Here is a 19,931-nt window from a genome sequence, read left to right as displayed (position 1 = left end):
ATTATCCACCTTGAAAAGGTTAAAAATTCCGTAACTGGTGGCTGCGCGGCTTGGAAGGATGCGAGTTCTGCGGCGCTTTTTTAAGTGGGGAATGCAGAAGGATGTAACCCTGCGGACCAGATGGTAAAATATGTATTGAAAGGAGGTGGCGAAAATGGCTGCTAATGAATTTTCGTTGTTGGGACTGTTTCCTACGGTTATGTTCATTTTTTGGGGGTTATTCCTGCTGCTTGGCATGTATTGCCTTTATTTGTTCATTAAACTCGCGCTCCGGGGAATCGAAGCATTGGATATTTATTTGGACGAAAAAAGGAACAGGCGATTGTAGCCGGGGCAATGAGTTAAGAATGAGCTAAACTGTACCGGTACAGTTCTGCCAACTATAGATTGCTGGAGCACGGCCTCTCCTTATACAATGGGACTACGCAGCCGCAGGAAAATGACGGTGATGAGCGATTCAGAAGTAGAGGTGACTCCCATGTATGTAATGACGAGAGAAGAAATAAAGGCTTACTTGCATAGAATCGGTATTGCAGAGATAGAGCCGCCTACCAAGGACTATTTGTTTGCGCTGCACCAAGCGCATGTGAAGACTCTTTCGTGGCAAACCGTAGATATTTTTGCCCGTAATCCGGCACCCATGGGGTTCGAGCCTTCTGTCCAGCTTATTCTCCATAACCGAAGCGGGTACTGCTTCCACCTGAATGGAGCATTCAGCGCCCTGCTTCATTCCTTGGGCTACCGGGTGAATTTGCACCGGGCCGGCGTGCAGCCAACGGGAACTGAGCCTCGTATCAATTCGTTCCATTTGGGTCTGAGCGTGAACCTCATGAATGATCGGGGTGAAGAGGAACGGTGGATTGTCGATGTCGGTCTGGGGGATATGCCCTACGAGCCTATGCCGCTGCGCCACGGCTTATATGAGCAGGGGCCTCTGCACTATAAGGTGACGGGGTCTAGTGTAGTGAAGGATGGCTGGCGGTTGGAGCATGATCCTCGGGCTTCTTTTACAGGCGTAGATTTTGATGCTGCCGTATTGGGAGGTTTGGAGGAATTTTTGCCGAAGCATGACTTTTACAGCCGCTCGCCGGAATCGCCATGGATGAACATCTTTCTGCTAAGGCAAAGAGATGCGGATGCCAGAAACGAGCTTCGGGGATGCATATGGAACAGGATCGGGAACGACGGAGTGACAAAGGTCGAGCTGGAGAACAAATCGCAATGGTTTGACGTATTGGGGGATGTCTTCGGGGAGCATCTGGTGAATTACAGCAGTCTGGAACGTGACGACCTGTGGAAAAGGGTAGAGGCAGCGCATATCGAGTGGAAAGCCTTCAAGCAAGCGGAGGCCAAACCATAAAGGGCTGCCAATTGGCAGCCTCAGGTTGGTAAAAAACTGGTTTAGCCAAACAGGTCTCGATTGTTATCTGGAAATTGGCGCTTGAAAGCTGCAAATGAGCACTATGCTCCGAAAAGGCAGCCAGCGTCGGTATGAAACTGTACCTTTGTTCCGTTTCGTAGCAGAATCCAATTCGCTACAGAACTCGTTCGCTGGAGACCATTTCCCAAGCTGGAACGGACCGCAGATCCGTTATTTTACCAAAAATGGTTCGATTTTGAAGGTGATCGGACAACAGATCCTTTATTTCGCAAAAATACACCCTTTTTCCCGGTAAAAAGAGCAAATAGCGGACTCACGGTCCGATCGCATTCGAAAAGCAGCTTCATTTCAGGAAATAACGGATCTCATGTCCGATCTATGCATCGGGCTGGAGGTTCGTATGCAAATCAAAATTTAATTTCCTTTTGTTCCTCAACAAACCCAAGGACACCGCTTGAATTAAGGCGGTGTCCTTTTTCAATTTGACCGCGAGCTTGCATATGGACTACTACTTCAACGTCATGCCGTTGATTTTAAGATGAGCTTGAAACATCTCTTGAATAGACGGCAGCTCATTCTCCGGAAGCCATGTTTCTTTATCCCAAATGCCGGCTTGCTTCAACGCTCTCGGGCAATGGACGAAGGCCTCCTGAACCTCTACGATGACGCCGAGCTTAGGGACGGTACCGTTCCACTGTAGCGGCTTAAGCAGCTCTTGATTTTGCGTAATCCATGCCTTGCCGTTGATTCGAAGCACTTGTTCTTGCCCTGGAATGATAAACAACATGCCCACCTGCGGGTTGGAGAGGATATTCAGCAAGGAGTCAATCCGCTTGTTGCCCGGACGCTCTGCATAAATCAGCCTGTGATCGTCAAGCACGTGAACCGATCCCGGAGCGTCTCCCCGAGGCGAGACGTCGCAGTGGCCTTCAGCGTTTGCGGTAGAGAGGAAGAACAAGGGGGATTTGTTCAAATAATTCCGGATATGGTCATCCATTTGCGCAATTGATTTTTTAACAACCGCCTCATTCGGAACGCCGATCAACTGGCGCAGTGCTTCGACAGACGTAACTTGATCCTCATAAATCCCCTTCATTTATAAACCTTCTTTCTATGTAAAGTCTTAAAATAGCAGAGAGAAGCCGATGGTTACCAAATCTAATATTATCATATGGGTAATAGTATGGCTAAGAACCCCCTATCGAGAAAAGACTAAATCAAAGTAGTCCTAATGCGGTGAGTCACCGCAGCAGGGCTGCTTTTTACTTTTTTAGACCGTACCATTTGTCTTACAACCCAAATGTTTATTATTTGTTTAGAGCTAATAGGCTAGTATAAAGTGTAAATTATTGTTGAATTTTGTCATCGTTAGGTCTGTGGTCTTGGTTTAGGCTTTGCTTGTCCCGAGAGGGCTATCGAAATATATCTTTCTACATACTTTTCAACGATATTTTACAAATTTACTAAACGGAGGTTGTCCTACTTATGCAAGGCAAGAAGTCACTGATTATTTTCATGATCTTTTCCTTAGTATTCAGCATGTTCCCTGCGGCATTTGCGGGCGCGAGCACAGGTCTTCCCGATTCCGTAACTATTACCGATCCGAGATCGATGGCCTATCACGACGGGTACATTTATGTGGCCCAGCGAGGTCCGGAAAGAATTTCACGTATTTCAACAACGACGGGTCAAGTAAGTAGCGTTTTGGAAATGAGTGTAGGCAGCTCCCCTATGGCTGTTGCTATGAACAGTCACGGCGATTTGTTCTATACTAAGGATAGTAATAAAACGGTCTTTAAGATTCCGGCGGCATCGTTGACGAGTTTGCCCCTAAATGATGCGACTATTGCAAGCAAAAGCCAGCCTTTTTTTACAGGTAACCTTAACTATATATACGGATTAACCTTCGATTCGAATGACAATCTGTATATGACTGATTATTTAACGAAAGGCATTTACAAGCTGGCTCAAGGCCAATCCGTTCCGGAACCCATCATTACTGGCTTAGTGAGATCAATATATGGTATTGGATTCAGTCTGAACGGCGATCTTTATTTTATCGATGACTCGTACAAGGCCAACAGGATCAGTCAGGCCGATTTGACAGGGAAAACGGCCCAGGATCCAACGAAATATCAGCAGCTTGAAACCGTTAACGGAAACGGAATCGTTTTCCTTCCGGATGGAACTCACTATATTTCGAGCTTATCATCTGGCAAAGTTTTTAAGCATGAATTTGCCGGTGCTGCCATTGGCGCCGCCAAAGCGCTGATCCCAACAATGTTTACAGCTGTGGAAGGAACTCATACGAGTCTGCTAAGCTACCTGAACGGATTGCCAGGAATGGGAGATACGGGAGTTACGCTGACGCTGCAGTCTTCCAATGCTAACGTAAGCACTAACGGGACAATTAGTTATACAGGAACAGCTGTAACCGGAAATGTCACCGTGCAAATCAGCAAGTCCGGCGTTACGGATTCAAAGATCATTTCGGTAACCATACCAGCACATACTCCTTCGCAGGAGGAGCTGGCAAATGCGTCGATCAGTGCAGCCAAGGCGCTAATCCCGTCAACGTTTACGGCTGCGGAAGGAACGCATACGAATCTGCTAACCTATCTGAACGGATTGCCGGGAATGGGAGATACGGGAGTTACCCTGACGCTGCAGTCTTCTAATGCTAACGTAGACTCCGACGGGACAATTAGTTATACAGACACAGCCGTAACGGGAAGTGTCACCGTACAGATTAGTAAAGCACCGGGCACTATGAGCACAAAAATGATTTCGGTAACCGTACCAGCACATACTCCTAAGCCGGAAGAGTTGGCGAATGCGTCGATCAGTGCGGCCAAGGCACTGATCCCTGCAACGTTTACGGCTGCGGAAGGAACGCATACGAATCTGCTAACCTATCTGAACGGATTGCCAGGAATGGGAGATACGGGAGTTACGCTGACGCTGCAGTCTTCCAATGCTAATGTAGACTCCGACGGGACGATCCATTATACAGACACAGCCGTAACCGGAAATGTCACCGTGCAGATCAGTAAAGCACCGGGCACTACGAGCACAAAAGTGATTTCGGTAACCGTACCAGCACATACTCCTACGCCGGAAGAGTTGGCGAATGCGTCGATCAGTGCGGCCAAGGCGATTGTGCCTTCAAGCGTTACGGTTACCGAGGGAACTTACACGAATTTGTTGACCTATCTGAACGGATTGCCGGGAATGGGAGATACGGGAGTTACCCTGACGCTGCTGTCTTCCAATGCTAACATAGACTCTGATGGGACAATCCACTATACAGACACAGCCGTATCTGGAAATGTCACTGTACAGATCAGCAAAGCACCGGGCGTAACGGAAACAAAAATCATTCCGATCACCGTACCAGCACATACTCCTACACAGGAGGAACTGGCCAATGCGTCGATCAGCGCGGCCAAGGCGCTAATCCCGTCAACGTTAACGGCTGCGGAAGGAACGCATACGAATCTGCTAACCTATCTGAACGGATTGCCGGGCATGGCAGATACGGGAGTTACGCTGACGCTGGTATCCGCCCATCCTGGTGTGGCGAATAACGGAACCATTACTTATTCACGAATACCAGTAAGCGGTGATGTGACGGTACAAATCAACAAGGCAGGCGGCAGTCAAGCTGTGAAAACCATCACGGTCCAAACACTCGCATTCGTGCCGGTAGTACCCAACGTAGGGAGTGTTGCCTACTCGACTACACCTACCAGCATTACATTGAATTGGACTAATCCGTCCATCGCTATGAACGGTATCAAAATTGTAGACGGAAAAGGCGTTGCAACGGGAACGGTGACGGCTTCCACCTACACGTTTACGGGGCTGACTCCTAGCACGGAGTATACCTATAAGATTATTGTCCTGGACGATTGGAATGCAGAATCCTCTGGTGTCACGGTACGAATTACAACAGCTGATGTATCTGTGCCTGTGACGATTACAGGGCTTTCTGTAAGCCCGATCGCGACTTCCCTAGAGGTTGGCGGAACCGCAGCTACGGTAGTAACGGCTACTTACTCCAATCATGCCAGCGCTGTCGTAACCCATCTGCTAAATTGGGTTTCGGACAATGAAGCCGTTGCTTCCGTCTCCAGCAATGGTGTCATTACAGCTCATTCAGCCGGTTCCGCTACTATCACGGGAACGCTGGAAGGACATAGCGTATCCATTGTGGTTGCGGTAACTTCAAAGCCTCAGCCTGTGAGTGTATCCTCGCTTTCGGTTAATACAACCAGAGCGACAGTCTACTACGGTGAAATCAAACAGCTTGCCGTTACGGCAGCGTACAGCAATGGAACAACCGCTGATGTAACAGCAACGGCCCACTATGGAAGCTCTGACGAGAATATCGCTACCGTAAGCCCGTCAGGCTTAATTAAAGCGACAGGCTATGGTACCGCCGATATTACGATTACTATCGATGGTGTGTCACAAACCGTTTCGATTTATGTACCTGGACGGAGAGACCGTGACACAGCTTCTTCCGCTCCGACGACTCCTGTCGAAACGGAGAAGCCTGTGGACACGAACAAACCGTCTGACACGAACAAGCCGTCGGACACCCAGAATCCTGCGGCGCAATCGGATGTTTTCAATAACAAGGCGGTACAGGCCGACGGTAATGTAGTGAAAAATATTCAGTCCAGAATCGAAGCGGCGCAAAACTCGGGAGCTCCAACTTCTTTTGCCGACACGCAGCAGCACTGGGCACAACAAACGATCGCTACATTCATTCGATTGAATTTGATCGAAGGATACGCAGACGGTACTTTTAAACCGAACGGGAATATTACACGTGCCGAATTCGCAGCCATTATCGCCAGAGTGTTCCCTATCAGCAGCGAGCAGAAGCAATCGGTTGTACTGAACGATATCGGTAACCATTGGGCTAAAGAGGTTATCGAGAAGCTTGCCAATGCCGGGATCGTAAATGGCTACGGCGAAGAGTTCCGTCCGGACAATACGATCACCCGTGCGGAGATGGTCGCTATCATTAGCCGGATCGTCAATATGGATGCCTTGAAAAAAGATCAAGCCGCCGGAGCGTTTTCCGACATTGACGCTACTTTTGCAGCCGGTTCCATCCGCGATGCAGCCAAAGCAGGTATTGTTACGGGCAAAGGGGAGAACCGATTCGATCCGGAAGCACCTTCCACCAGAGCGGAATCGTTGACAATCATCCTGAATGCGCTCAATTTAAATGCGCAGATCAAGACATTATTAGATAGCTTGAAATAATCAGAACGAAGGAATAAGTCTCCTAACCGCTGAACCTTGGATGCGAATAGGAGGCTTCTTTGTTTTTTTAGCAGTATCCTATGTTATCATAAAGCAGGTGGAAGACTCCTGTGTACGAGGTGAAAACAATGGTGAGAAGAAGATAGCGTGCCTCCCGAAATGGAATGCGGTGCAGATTTTGGGAGGCTATCTTACAATAATAGGAGATGTTAAACATGAAACAAAACAAATACGACGATCCGAAGTTCTTTTCGGCTTACGAACAAATGCCGCGGTCTGTCCAGGGACTCGAAGCTGCAGGGGAGTGGCATGTATTAAAAGCGCTATTGCCGGAGCTGCGCGATAAAAGGGTGCTGGATTTGGGCTGCGGGTTCGGATGGCACTGCCGGTATGCCCGCGAGCAGCAGGCGAGTTCCGTTATAGGCGTAGACATATCCGGGAATATGCTGCAAAAAGCCCGCGAAGCGACCGAGGATCCGATGATTTCCTATATTCAAATGCCGATTGAAGACATCGACTTTGCAGATTCTTCGTTCGATGTGGCTATCAGCTCGCTGGCTTTCCACTATATCGAATCGTTCGATGCCATCTGCAGAAAGGTATATGCTTGTTTGCGGCCTGGAGGATCGTTCGTGTTCTCTGTCGAGCACCCGATCTTTACTTCCAGGGAGCAGCAGGATTGGGCTATCGATGACCAGGGGAATCGTCTGTACTGGCCGGTTGACGGTTATCAAGACGAAGGATTGCGGAAGACCTCTTTTTTGACGGATAATGTGGTGAAATACCATCGCACGATCTCGACCTATATGAATGATCTGATCGGTGCCGGATTTGCCATTAGAGCCGTCAAAGAGCCGAGACCTACCGAAGAGATGGTGAAGAACGTGCCCGGCATGGCCGATGAAAACCGGAGACCGATGTTTCTTATTATCTCGGCGGACAAGAATTTGGCGTAAAGTGCAATCTCGAACTATGCGATGAGCAAAATAAAGAACCCGGCTTCGATAAGCCGGGTTTTGTGTAATCTCCTAAAAGATCAATAACATGAAAGATCAGTATCATGAATAATGAATATCATAAAAGACCCACTCGGAATCTATCCTCGTTTGGCCGCGGCAAACCGGCTGCGTATCAGCTCCAGCGCCTTCGCGCTTTCTTCCTTTTGCTCTTTCAGCAAATCCTGAAAGCTCTTCAAAGGGGATACGAACAGAAGAGCGTCTTTGGGCTGCTCGCCTACGGCGACGGTAACTTCTCCGTTCTTGGATACATATACGGTTGTCATAGCTGCATCCCTCCAATCAATTTACGGGCGAATTCAAAAATCATAGGATTTTGATTCATTATAGCATACAAAATATCATCCCGAAAAGTGACAAACTTCTTGGAATCCCAGCTGGAATCGGCGCGGAAGTGACAGGTCATCACACGGTCCCGGCACTTGACCGTCAAGTACAGCGTTTTCTTTCCTTCTTTGAAAAAAAGCTGCTCCTGGCTGTCGCGCTTCGCCGTTATCGACACGTAGGACTGATCGTCATCGATCAGGAAATGGGGCTCGCTCGTCGTCGCCCCGAGCTGGAAGGCAAGGGTCATCTTGTCGTCGCTGCGCCCGTAGACGGTGATGGCCGAGCAATCCGCGAAGGTGCCGATGTCCTCCGAGAACAGGTTGCCATATCGGTGCCTGATCACGCCGCCCTTCAGATGATTCATAAATATGCGGAACAGCGAAGCCGTATTCTGGATAGGCAGCTGTTGGAACACGGAGATGCTTAGGTCGATGAACAGCTGAAACTCCTCATAAATTTGAATTTGCTTTATATAGGCTTCAAAGGTCATTTCCAAAGGCAGAAGCAGAACCCCGCGGCGCAGCAGATCACTGAAGTAATCTCTCCAATTGATGGCGACGCCGAGCGACAAGTCTTCGAAGTAGACGCCTTTTTTGACCAAATCGTCAATCAGGAACCATACGTACGGATCCACATACGGGGGAATCTGATGATGTCCTTTCAAGGCAGCCGTCACGTCCGCCGCTTTCGGATACCCGCCGGTCCGCTCCACATGCCGGTTTGTGATGTCCTCGAGGATCGGCTTGACCGTTCCGAAAAAAGCATTTTTCACGCTCGTTTCGACGAAGACGAGAATCGTTTTGTTCAGGCGGGCGGCCTGCATGTATTCCAGATGAGTGATCGTCCGGTCGTAATCGGGGTAAAAGGTTCCGCCCTTATCCTTAATAAACAGCAGGAAGATGTCGGACTGCTCTACCTTCTCCAGGCATCGGACGACGGAATCCCGGTGGGAGTCCCATGGTCCGAAGTTCCGTTCGTACATGAGGGGGGCATGTCCCATCGCAGACAGCTCTTCGAAGACGGCATTACGGATAGGACGCAGATCGTCCTGCCCGACGGAGCTTATAAATATAGATGCTTTCGCCAGCGCGACTCCCCCCTCCCTTTATTTGGTATATTGTAGCGCAAATCGGCGACGAATAGAATAGGAATTTTTGCTGGGGAGGGTCCTATTTTTTTGAAAATAGCCTCCTCCATTGTATAAAAGCGGCTTCCGAGCAAACAATAAAGTTACCGTTGACGTTAACGTTAACTAAGGAGTATGATAGTAGAGGCAAAAGGAGGGAAACCACGGATGACGGAAAAATTCAAAATCGACGATGTAGCCAAGGAGGTCGGGCTCACCAAGCGGACGCTGCGTTATTATGAGGAGCTTGGGCTATTGTCCCCACCTGAACGAAGCGAGGGCGGCATTCGTTTATATACGCAGGAGCATATAGACCGGCTGAAGCGGCTGATTAACGCCCGCGATGTGCTGGGCTTTTCGTTGCAGGAGCTGCAGCGTTATGTGACGATCACCGAGGAGCTCGAAAGTCACAGGCACGGGTATCGGCAATTGTCCGAAGAAGCGGACAAGAAGCAGAAGCTGCTCGAGCTGGAGCCTGTAGTGCGAAACCAGCTGGAGATTCTGAATGAGAAGCTGGAGAAAATGATTCAGATGCGAGACGAGATTCAACAGTTCCATGAGCGAGTCCAGGCTGCCATTGACAGGATGAATGGACAAGGGAACTAGAATAAAATAAAGGAGATGGAGTTGTAATGCAGTCGGCATCAACAGAGAAATCAAGCTTGTTAAGCCAGCCAAAAGCTGTATGGGCCGTCGGTTTTGCTTGTATTATCGCTTTTATGGGGATCGGTCTGGTCGATCCTATTTTGCCCGCCATTGCGGAGAAAATGAATGCGTCGCACAGCGAGGTTACGCTCTTGTTCACGAGCTACAACCTCGTGATGGCGATTGCGATGCTGATTACCGGCGTCGTATCGTCCCGGCTCGGTATTAAAGGGACGCTTCTGTGCGGCATCTTGATCATTGCCGTATTCGCCGCGCTCGGCGGCGCGTCCAACAGCATCTGGTCGCTGGTCGAGCTGCGCGGAGGCTGGGGACTCGGCAATGCGCTCTTTGTCGCTACGGCGCTGTCGGCGATCGTATCCTTATCGACAGCAGGAACGGCGCAAGCCATTATTTTGTACGAAGCGGCTATCGGGCTGGGCATTTCCGTAGGACCGCTGCTCGGCGGGGAGCTCGGATCGATCTCTTGGCGCGGTCCGTTCTACGGCGTGAGCGTATTGATGATTATCGCTTTTATCTCGTTATCCATCATGATGCCCAAAACGCAGCAGGTCACCAAGGCCAAAACTTCCCTGCTTGATCCGTTTCGGGCATTGAAATTCCGCGGCCTCTCCACACTTGGGATAACCGCACTTTTATACAATTTCGGATTTTTTACGCTGCTCGCTTATTCGCCGTTCGTTATGCATTTGAATGAACGCGGTCTAGGTTATGTCTTTCTCGGCTGGGGGCTGCTGCTCGCTATTACTTCCGTATTCGTAGCACCGAAGCTGGAAAAGCGGTTTGGCACCATCGCCTCGATGTGCGCCATGCTCACGTTGTTCGCTTTGACGCTGTTCGCGATGGGCATCTGGACGTCGAGCAAAGCCGTTATCATCATTTCGGTTATTATCGCCGGAGCCTTCCTCGGCAACAACAATACGCTGATTACGACTGCCGTCATGCAGGCGGCCCCGGTAGAACGCTCGACCGCATCGGCCGCGTACAGCTTCCTGCGGTTTTTGGGCGGGGCCATTGCTCCATGGTTCGCCGGCAAGCTGGCGGAATGGTTCAATCCGCATGTTCCTTTTCTTGTCGGCGGCGCCTTTGTCCTGGTGTCGGTATTGTTCGTACTGCTGAACCGCAAGCATTTGCAGCATATTGACCGTGCCGGATCGGCTCATTGATGATGGAAGAGTCCGGTGCACGAGCGCTCAGTCTGGATAAACAGGCTGGGCGTTTTTTTATATAAAAGGAATTTTCAGTCTCTAAATTAAGGGAAATATTGTATACTATCTTCTATTGAAGAAAGGAGGTGACAACAAATGCTCATCGCTTTTATCGGCGATATTCACGGCAGGGTGTTCCATACGCTGGCTTTGATCGAGACCTGGCAGCGGCGCAGCGGACGAAAGCTTGACCTGGTCATTCAGGTAGGGGATTTGGGAGCTTATCCCGAGCCAACGGAATCGCTTTTGAATGAGAAGTATGTAGAGCTGGACGCTGCTGAACTGGATTTTAGCCGGTTAGTTAAGGCAGAGGCGGACGGAAAGCTCGCGGACGATCTCCGTTATTTGCGGCGCCATCACGTTGGCCCGATTTTATTTATCCGCGGTAACCATGAGGATTTCGACTGGCTCGACAGCCAAAGCTGTGACATAGATCAAGGAACGGTGCCTGTAGACTCGTTTGATTTGTTCCATTACGTTAAGGACGGTACGGTGTTGAACTATGACGGTACTCGAATCGCTTTTCTTGGCGGCATCGAGACGCCGAAGCCGAAACGAAAATCTATCGATCCCGCGGCTTATGAGCGGTTGCTCCAATGCAAACCGAGTGACATTGATATTCTGATCACGCATGACGCCCCTTATGGAATAGGGAGGAGCTTTCACGGACAAACGCAAGGATCGGCGCTGCTCTCCAAGCTCATCGAAACCATCGAGCCGAACTATCTCATTGCCGGACATTATCATCATGTGATCGGGCCCAAAGCCTGCGGGCGAACGACCTATTTGGGTTTGGACGTGCTGGTCGACCTTCGGGACGATGGAGAGCGCAGAGGAGTGCAGCCAGGCAGTATGGCGGTGCTGGACACGGCAACGAAAGAACTGCAAGTTGTCCAAGACGACTGGCTTGCGCAGCTCGATAAACATTTCGCCTTCCCTATTTTCATGGAACGGCTAAAACAAAGAGATCATAGAGACCGTACTCGCACAGAGTAGGCTCCATGATCTCTTTATCGTTGTATCGGAGATTGAATGTGACAAGCTGCCGGATAACTTGAAGCTCTTGGAGCTTCCACAAGCCTCAGCTTCGCATCCTTATCCCGTCTTGGACGTCTCCTTCAAAGTGGACGCGCTCGGCTGGAACGAAAATTTCGGCAGCTTCAGCATGACGGCGACCAGCAGCAGCATACAGCCATTGATGACGAAGACCACGGGGATCGACAGCTGCGTAGCGAGAAACCCGCCGATGAGCGGCCCTAGCAGTAAGCCCATCTGATTGGCCGATTGGTTCAGGCTGAACGCGCGGCTGCGGAAGCCAGGCTCCGTATGGGTGGCGATGAACGCGTTAAGCGCCGGGAACACCGCTGCGAAGAAGAGCCCGTACACAAACCGCAGCGTACCGAATCCGACCAGATCGTGGAACAGGATTTGCAGCAAATTCCCGATTCCCCCGCCGATGAGCCCGATGAACAGCACCTTCTCGTAGCCGAGCTTGCCGCCCATTTTGCCCCATCGGGGCGCGGCGATCAAGGTGGAGATTCCTACCGCCGAGAAAATAATACCCGCATGAAGCGATGCATCCGATTGGCTCGCACCGAGCTTCAATACATAGATGGTTAACAGCGGCTCCAATAGCATGATCGACGTGGATGTTATGAAAACGATGAACAGAGCGGACATGAGCGTCCGGTTCGACGCCGCTTCCTTAAGGTCGTTAAGGACCGACGAACGTTTCTTATCCGTTTTGACGAAGGAAGGCTCCTTCACCCACGCGAGCGCGATAACAAAAGCGATGAGCACCATGATGCCCGCAAGCAGGAACGTATCGCGCGGACCGACTAAATGACTGACGACACCGCCCAGCAATGGACCAAGAATCGAGGCGGTAGCGCTGGACGTGGAAATAACGCCGAGCGCATACCCGACATGTTTTTCCGGTGTATTGGTTGCTACCAGAGCAATGGCCGACGGAATATACCCTGCCAGCAATCCCTCCATCACCCTGACGAGCAGCAGCTCATACGGATTTTGCACGACGTAATATAGGAAATACGCGATAGATAAACAGATAGCGGCTCGCAGCATCATCGGCTTACGGCCGTATTTGTCGGCCATGGAGCCCCAGAACGGAGCTATCAAAGCCGCAGCCAAAAACGTGATGGCAAAGACGACGCCCGTCCACAGCTCCAGATGGCTTTGAACCCCGAGATCGTCCTGCAGGAAAATAGACATAAACGGAATGGAAACCGAATAGGCCATACTGACGAGGAAAGTTCCTAACCACAATACGAAAAGATTGCGTTTCCAGGAATTATCCAACAAGAAGCACTCCCTTTTCTTCGTTTGCCTTCTATCATACCATTAATACATTTGGGCTCCTGATAGAACGTTTTTTTAGGATGATAAAATGTTCTAATGAATACGCAATCTGTTGCAATGAAATCCTCAAAAAATTTATCCGCTGCATGGCGGTACGAATATGGTAAAGTATAGAAAAAACGTTAGAAGGGGGCCCTCTCTTGCCGCTGTTAAAAGGAATCATGCTGCTTGCAGCACTGCTGCTCCTGCTCCCGCCGATCCCCGCATCAGCCAATGGAGGACCGCTCTACTATCCGGCAGACGGCAACGGTCCGTTACAATTCGACACCGCATCGCAAATAAGCCTGGTCTATGAAAAAGTCATATTTACCATCGGCGACGAAGCGGCGGATGGTTCCTATGGGAAAAGCGCTGACGTGTCCATCCACTACCGGTTAAGAAATGACAGCCCCGAGAAGCGAAGCGTCAGCATCCTGTTCGTCACCCCTTCGCCGCAACCAGTGCAAGTCAGCTCGGAGGAAGGGGCGCTTAAGAGCGATTCGGTGCCTGAAGCAGCACCGGTCAATTGGCAGCCAAAGCGCAGAACGGATGTTACGGAGCCGGTCAGCGGAGAGCTGCTGAATCTGTCCCGGTACGGTTGGAGCGAGGCTCGTACGGCAGGGACCCGTTTTACGCTGGCCTTCGAGCCTGGCGAAACCCGATCCGTTACGATGCGATATAGAGATGAAGGCGGTTTGTATGATAAAGGGGTCATCAATCCCGTTTATTCCCATCTGTATTATTTGTCCCCGGCAGCGTTCTGGAAGGGGGCACCTGAAGCGGAGCTGGAAGTGCGTTTTCGCGATTCACGATACAAGGTGAGCTCGAATGTGCCGCTTGTGCGGAAGGATACAACGACCTATCAGGCGAGACTGGATGGACTGCCCGATACGGAATGGTACTTTTCCTTCACGAGTACGAGCGGACTTTTGTATCCAACCAATATGCAGACGGCTCATAACAGCTATATTTTGCTTGCTTCACTCGCTATGCTTCTCATCGTGGCTGCGGCTTCCTCGTATTGGAGAAGCAGATGGATCTATGCGTCCGGTGCTGCGGCAATTATAGGATTTACCGTGTTCTATATACGCAAAATCGGGGGGTATCCCTTCAATTTTATTTTTGTAGGAGCAGTAGATTTGTTCATGGGACTCGCGGTGCTTGCCGTCTATTTCAGACTTCGAAGACTGTGGAACAGGCCAAAGTAGCTTTTAATTGTGTCAAGCGTGTGTTATTGAAGAAAATCTATTTCATTTATTGCCAATTTGAGGTATTTTTGAGGTAGACTACGATTTCGCAGGAAAAAGTAGGCTCTAATTACTATTCCGTTTCTCCCAGTACAAAGGAGGGAAGACATCATGAATCATCGAAGTCAGTCGAGCCAGTGCCCCTATCACGCCCTGACTGCACTTGGAGGAAGAGAAGGATTGAGCGGCAAGGCCGCAGCTCCTGAGACCATCGAGCCTGCAGCTCTGGATTCCGAAGCCTTGAACGAGCCATGGATCCAGCTGGACGACCATACCGAGGTATTGGCGCAAATGCATATGATCGGCTTGACGGAAGAAGATCTTAAGCTGATCGCATCATTCGGTCCGGTCATTTCATCGCAAATCGAGCGGGTTACGGCATCCTTTTACGACTCCGTCGGGCGAGTCGATTCCTTGGAGCAAATCATCATTCAGCACAGCACCGTGGAACGGCTGCGCCAGACGTTATCGAACCATTTGATCGAAATGTTCAACTGTCGGATCAATCCAACATTTATTGAAAAAAGGCTTCGGATTGCGGCGGCTCATCAGCGTATCGGCTTGTCTCCCAAGTGGTATATGGGAGCGTTTCAAAATTTGCAAAATACGCTGCTCGATATCATTCGAGAGCTTGATGAGCGGATAGATACGATAAATTTGGGCCAAGCCGTTACGAAGCTGTTAAGCTTCGAGCAGCAGCTTGTATTGGAAGCTTACGAGAGCAAAATTCAGCATCAGGCCGATCATGACGAATTGACGGGGCTGCCGAACCGGAGGATGTTCAATCAGGTACTGTCTCACCTTATTGAGGGGAACCGCGACAGTCAAACGGAATTTGCCGTGATGATGCTCGACATCGACCGGTTCAAGATGATCAACGACTCCCTGGGACATACATACGGCGATATTTTTCTTAAAGAAATGAGCACGAGAATACGTGATAGTATCGACGACGATCGGGTGATGCTGGCCCGGATGGGCGGGGACGAGTTCACGCTCATTTGCAGCGGCGATTTCGTCGAGGATAAAGTATCCCGTTTGGCACGCAGCATTATTTCGGCTATCGGGCAGCCCTATCATTTGAAGGATAACGATTTCTATGTAACGGCCAGCATTGGAATCGCCATCTATCCCGATCACGGCTTGGACGCGGTGCAGCTGCTCAAAAATGCCGATACCGCCATGTACGAAGTGAAGAAAGGCGGAAAAAACGGATATCAGTTTTACACGAACGAGCTCGACGTGCAGCTGATGGAGAAGATTGAGCTGGAAGGCTACCTGCGGAAGGCGATTGCGAAAAACGAGCTGATGCTGTACTACCAGCCTCAAATCCGTACCGGCGACAGCCGGATGGTTGGCGTGGAAGCCTTGGTAAGATGGAATCATCCGACCAAGGGGGTACTATCGCCGGGCATGTTTATTCCGATTGCGGAGGAGACGGGCATGATTACGGAGATCGGAACCTGGGTGCTGCGGGAGGCTTGCAGACAAATGAGGGAATGGCACCTTCAAGGGGGGCCGCTGATCCCGGTATCCGTCAATTTGTCGTCGCATCAGTTCCATCAATCGAATCTGGTAGATTACATTAAGAGCATTTTGGAGGAAACCGGGCTGGAGCCGCAATATCTCGAGCTGGAGATTACAGAGAGCATGATGATGGACGCCTCGGTTTCCACCGTTATTTTAAATAAGCTCAATGAGCTGGGAATCCGCATCAGTCTGGACGATTTCGGGACAGGCTACAGCTCGCTCAGCTACTTGAAAATGCTGCCGATCGACAAGCTCAAAATCGACCGGTCGTTCATTACCGACATCACCGTCAACGATAACGACAAGGCTATTGTAGCGACGATTATTGCGATGGCTCAGCATTTGAAAATGGATGTCATCGCCGAGGGCATCGAGACGAAGGATCAGCTCGACATCCTGACGGCGAACGATTGCCGTGAAATTCAAGGATATTACTTCAGCCGTCCGTTATCTGCCGATGAGGTCGAATCAGCCTTCTTCGTTCCTTTAAGGTAGGAGCGGTGAAACGGGAGGCGGAGCACGGCCGGTTTACAAGGGTTGACTCATGCGGTGCAGTCAGGTCGCCGTCATGGGGCGGCCCTTTTTTCTCCCTACGGCTCTTGTGGAATGGAAATGGTGATACAAGGAGAAATTAAACACAAATGACTACAATTGGGTGGTTGGCCAATGAAGAAAATATGGAATATTTATGTTACCGACTTGCGCAACATCGCCAAAGTGCCAACAGGCCTTCTGCTTATGATCGCGATAGCTATATTACCGTCTGTTTATGCGTGGATAAATTTGAAAGCGATGTGGGATCCGTATTCGAATACATCCGGCATTAAAATTGCCGTGACCAGCCTCGACCAAGGGGCGACGGTGAGAGATAAGCCGTTCAATATCGGCGACGAGGTGGTGAAGAGCCTGAAGGACAACCATCAGCTCGGCTGGATTTTCGTCGATGAGGAGGAGGCGCTTAAGGGCGTCGAGCGCGGCCGCTATTATGCGAGCCTGCTCATTCCGGCCGATTTTTCCGGCAAAATAGCGGGGATCGTCGAGGGGAACGTGCAGAAGCCGGAAATCCAGTATACCGTCAACGAGAAGCTCAATGCCGTTGCGCCGAAGATCACCGAAAAGGGCGCGACTAATGTTACGGCGCAGATCAGCGAAAATTTCATTAAAACGGTAAGCGAAACCGTGTTGTCCCGAATGAAGGAGCTGGGGCTGGAATTCGAGCAGCAGCTGCCTACCATCCGCAAGGTCGAGAGCCGGATTCTGGAGCTGGAATCCCGTCTGCCGGAAATTGCCGAGATGGGAGACAAGGTGCTGGAGCTCGAGCAAAAGCTGCCGGATATTAAGGAAAAAGGCGATAAAATCGTCGAGCTGGAGCAAAAAATTCCCGATATCGATAGGGCCGGAGCTACGATTCTGAAAATCGAGGAGCAGTGGCCGAGACTGAACGAAGTGGCGCAGGAAGTGCTCGTCATTCAGCAAAAGCTGCCGGACATCCAGCGTGCGGCGGACCGCATCGTGGAGCTCGACCAAAACTTTTCGAAAGTGGAGGACGTCCTGAACACGGCGATCAACGACGTTCGCAAAGCGGACGAAATTGTCGGCGCGGCGCTCGGGGCATTGCCCAAGCTGGAAGCTATTGCTACGGACGGAAGGGCGTTTGCCGACGGGCTTAGTGATTTCTTGAAAAACAATGAGCCGGCTTTTCAAGCGCTCATCCCTGTCGTGAAGCAAAACCTCATCTTGCTGCAGCAGACGGCGGATGCCGTTACGCAAATTACGGAGCAGCTGCAGGATGCGAATATCGATCCGAAACCGCTGCTGAACGTGCTGACGTTCTTGGCCGACCGGCTGACGACAGCGGTGAACGTCCTCGACCGGCAGATCGACCTGTTCACCCGGTTGAACAGTTATTTGCCCGGCGGACCGCTCAGCGGCGTGATCGACCGGCTGAATGCCGTACGGACGAACTTCAGCGAGCAGGTCCAATTGATGAATGCAATTGTGACGGCGGTTCAAAAAGGCGAGCGGCCGGCCAAGCAAATCGTCGACAATTTGAACAAGCTGTCCAAGGATGCCAGCGCCGCATTGGGCTCGATTATTTCCCGGTATGATACGGAAATCGTTCCGAATCTAACGAAGGCATTGAAGCAGCTTCAATCCGTTGCAGCCAATGCATCCGATGTGCTTCAAACGCTGAAGACGAAGCTGCCGGATATTAAGGCGATTTTGCAGGATGCGCAGACGGGCATTCATTTTGCCCAGACCGAGCTGGACGCGCTGCAAAGCAATTTGCCGCAAATCCGTGCACGCCTTCACGAGGCGGCCGGTACGATTCACAATAAAATGAATGAGTTTACGAATGCCGTTAATGCCGCGGCGCCTTTTATCCAGAATGATTTGCCCAAGGTGGAGCAAAAGGTACACCAAGCGGCCGATTTTATCCGTAACGACCTGCCCGCATTGGAGGATGAGCTGCGTAAGCTTTCGAATATGTACCAGACCCGTTTTGTCGAGGTGGAAAATGCAGTTCATGAAGTGGCGGGTCTCGTTTCGAACAATCTTCCGGAATTTGAAGCTGCCGTCCACAAAGCGGCGGACCAAATACGGCGGCTGGAAGGGCAAAACAGCATCAGCGAGCTGCTGCAGTTTTTGCAGAACGATGTTCAGAAGGAGAGCGACTTCCTGGCCAATCCTGTGCTGATTAAAGAGGACAAAAAATACCCGATTCCGAATTACGGCTCAGCGATGAATCCTTTTTACACGACGTTATCGCTATGGGTTGGCGCTATGCTGCTCGTGTCGCTGCTAAAAGTGGATGTAGAAGGCGCAGAAGGAGTGTATAAGAGCTATGAGGTGTACTTCGGAAGATTGCTGATCTTCCTTACGATAGGCTTCTGCCAGGCTTTGATCGTGACGCTTGGTGATTATTTCATCCTCGGCACGTATGTCGTCCATAAAATCTGGTTCGTGCTGTTCGCGATTTTGATCAGTGCGGTGTTCATTTCGATCACATACACGCTTGTGTCCGTGTTCGGCAATATCGGCAAAGGACTTGCGATCATCTTCCTCGTGCTGCAATTCTCGAGCTCGGGAGGGACGTTCCCGATCAGTACGGCGTCCCCGTTCTTCCAGAGCTTGAATCCGTTCATGCCGTTTACGTATGCGGTAGGGCTGATGCGCGAGGCGGTCGGCGGCATATTGTGGGAAGTGGTGTTGAAGGACATCTTCTTCCTGCTCGTCTTCATCTTGCTCTGCTACATTGTCGCTGTAGTGCTGAAGAAGCCGCTCAGCGGCTATACGAAGCGGGTGGCCGAGAAGGCCAAGCAGACGAAGCTGATATCGTAGGAGTTATTTTGACGAAAACTCTGTTGCGAAAAAGGTTGGCCACTGGCTGTGGAACGATGATGAGCGGCGGTAGTTGTTGAAGGGAGGCTCTGCAGAAGCAGAGCCTCCTGCTGCCGAGAAATCCGGTTACGGAAAAAGAATGATGGGAGTAGGCAGGGTATTTCCTGCTTACTTACGATGCCAGTTTTCCTGGGGAAAGTTCTTAGGTTGCATCGGCATGGTCGTGTGATAGCGAACATACACTTCGAATCAGATTGCAGTTGGCTCGAGGAGAACATTTGGTTGTTGATCGGACCGTGGATCCGTTATTTTATCAAAAAGTGCTCTATTTGCGAGGTGATCGGACTACAGATCCGTTATTTCACCAAAAAATGCTGTTCTTGTAGGTAAAATCGGCAAATAACGGCCTCTCGGTCCGATCGAACGGCAAAAGTAGCGCTTTTCTAGGGAATA

14 protein-coding genes are annotated in these 19,931 nt (G+C 50.5%); 10 read left to right on the top strand and 4 right to left on the bottom strand.

The features are described from left to right. The first annotated feature begins 154 nt into the window (after positions 1–154). Together DVH26_RS33395 and DVH26_RS33390 are read left to right on the top strand one after the other, a co-directional pair. Entirely contained in the window at positions 155–328 is a 174-nt protein-coding gene (locus DVH26_RS33395; protein WP_239629932.1) for a hypothetical protein, read from the top strand. 150 nt (positions 329–478) lie between these two features. Further along, positions 479–1,360 carry an arylamine N-acetyltransferase family protein gene (locus DVH26_RS33390; protein ID WP_239635574.1) on the top strand — a complete coding sequence of 294 codons (882 nt, stop codon included), beginning with the start codon at positions 479–481 and terminating at the stop codon, positions 1,358–1,360. 529 nt (positions 1,361–1,889) lie between these two features. Here DVH26_RS33390 and DVH26_RS33385 read toward each other — a convergent pair. Beyond that, the gene (locus tag DVH26_RS33385; RefSeq protein WP_239629931.1) at positions 1,890–2,477 is read right to left on the bottom strand and encodes an MSMEG_1061 family FMN-dependent PPOX-type flavoprotein; all 588 of its coding nucleotides are present in this window, start codon (positions 2,475–2,477) and stop codon (positions 1,890–1,892) included. A 389-nt stretch (positions 2,478–2,866) separates the two neighbouring features. Here DVH26_RS33385 and DVH26_RS33380 point away from each other — a divergent pair, with 389 nt between their 5' ends. Both DVH26_RS33380 and DVH26_RS33375 read left to right on the top strand, forming a co-directional pair. Beyond that, positions 2,867–6,661, top strand: a complete 3,795-nt coding sequence (locus DVH26_RS33380) for an S-layer homology domain-containing protein (protein WP_239629930.1) — start codon at positions 2,867–2,869, stop codon at positions 6,659–6,661. A 215-nt stretch (positions 6,662–6,876) separates the two neighbouring features. Then, positions 6,877–7,617 (top strand): class I SAM-dependent methyltransferase, encoded by a 741-nt coding sequence (locus DVH26_RS33375; RefSeq protein ID WP_239629929.1) that lies wholly within the window; start codon positions 6,877–6,879, stop codon positions 7,615–7,617. Positions 7,618–7,757: 140 nt separating this feature from the next. Here DVH26_RS33375 and DVH26_RS33370 read toward each other — a convergent pair whose 3' ends face one another. After that, entirely contained in the window at positions 7,758–7,943 is a 186-nt protein-coding gene (locus DVH26_RS33370; RefSeq protein WP_239629928.1) for a hypothetical protein, read from the bottom strand. Continuing rightward, positions 7,940–9,037, bottom strand: coding sequence for a DUF4062 domain-containing protein (locus DVH26_RS33365; protein ID WP_239635573.1), 1,098 nt, complete (start codon positions 9,035–9,037; stop codon positions 7,940–7,942). The genes DVH26_RS33370 and DVH26_RS33365 overlap by 4 nt, the downstream gene beginning before the upstream one ends. 261 nt (positions 9,038–9,298) lie before the next feature. Here DVH26_RS33365 and DVH26_RS33360 point away from each other — a divergent pair, with 261 nt between their 5' ends. The 3 genes from DVH26_RS33360 (at position 9,299) to DVH26_RS33350 (ending at position 11,997) form a co-directional block, all read left to right on the top strand. Continuing rightward, complete coding sequence (locus tag DVH26_RS33360) at positions 9,299–9,736, top strand: MerR family transcriptional regulator (protein WP_239629927.1); 438 nt, start codon at positions 9,299–9,301, stop codon at positions 9,734–9,736. A gap of 26 nt (positions 9,737–9,762) precedes the next feature. After that, entirely contained in the window at positions 9,763–10,959 is a 1,197-nt protein-coding gene (locus DVH26_RS33355; RefSeq protein WP_239629926.1) for an MFS transporter, read from the top strand. 138 nt (positions 10,960–11,097) lie between these two features. Then, positions 11,098–11,997 (top strand): metallophosphoesterase family protein, encoded by a 900-nt coding sequence (locus DVH26_RS33350; RefSeq protein WP_239629925.1) that lies wholly within the window; start codon positions 11,098–11,100, stop codon positions 11,995–11,997. Positions 11,998–12,096: 99 nt separating this feature from the next. On the opposite strand, the gene DVH26_RS33345 is transcribed toward DVH26_RS33350, so the two are convergent. Beyond that, complete coding sequence (locus tag DVH26_RS33345) at positions 12,097–13,320, bottom strand: MFS transporter (RefSeq protein WP_239629924.1); 1,224 nt, start codon at positions 13,318–13,320, stop codon at positions 12,097–12,099. A gap of 200 nt (positions 13,321–13,520) precedes the next feature. Here DVH26_RS33345 and DVH26_RS33340 point away from each other — a divergent pair, with 200 nt between their 5' ends. The 3 genes from DVH26_RS33340 (at position 13,521) to DVH26_RS33330 (ending at position 19,478) form a co-directional block, all read left to right on the top strand. Then, a complete protein-coding gene (locus tag DVH26_RS33340; RefSeq protein WP_239629923.1) occupies positions 13,521–14,567 on the top strand; it encodes a hypothetical protein in 1,047 nt (348 codons plus the stop codon). A 150-nt stretch (positions 14,568–14,717) separates the two neighbouring features. Continuing rightward, entirely contained in the window at positions 14,718–16,631 is a 1,914-nt protein-coding gene (locus DVH26_RS33335) for a putative bifunctional diguanylate cyclase/phosphodiesterase (protein ID WP_239629922.1), read from the top strand. A gap of 171 nt (positions 16,632–16,802) precedes the next feature. Further along, positions 16,803–19,478: a YhgE/Pip domain-containing protein gene (locus DVH26_RS33330; protein WP_239629921.1), complete on the top strand. Its 2,676-nt coding sequence runs from the start codon at positions 16,803–16,805 to the stop codon at positions 19,476–19,478. The last annotated feature ends 453 nt before the right edge of the window (positions 19,479–19,931 follow it).

Origin of the sequence: Paenibacillus sp. H1-7 (assembly GCF_022354825.1) — a bacterium.
GTDB lineage: Bacteria > Bacillota > Bacilli > Paenibacillales > NBRC-103111 > Paenibacillus_S.
The sequence above is the reverse complement of the archived record's forward strand: the minus strand, read 5'-3'. Positions and strand labels throughout refer to the sequence as shown.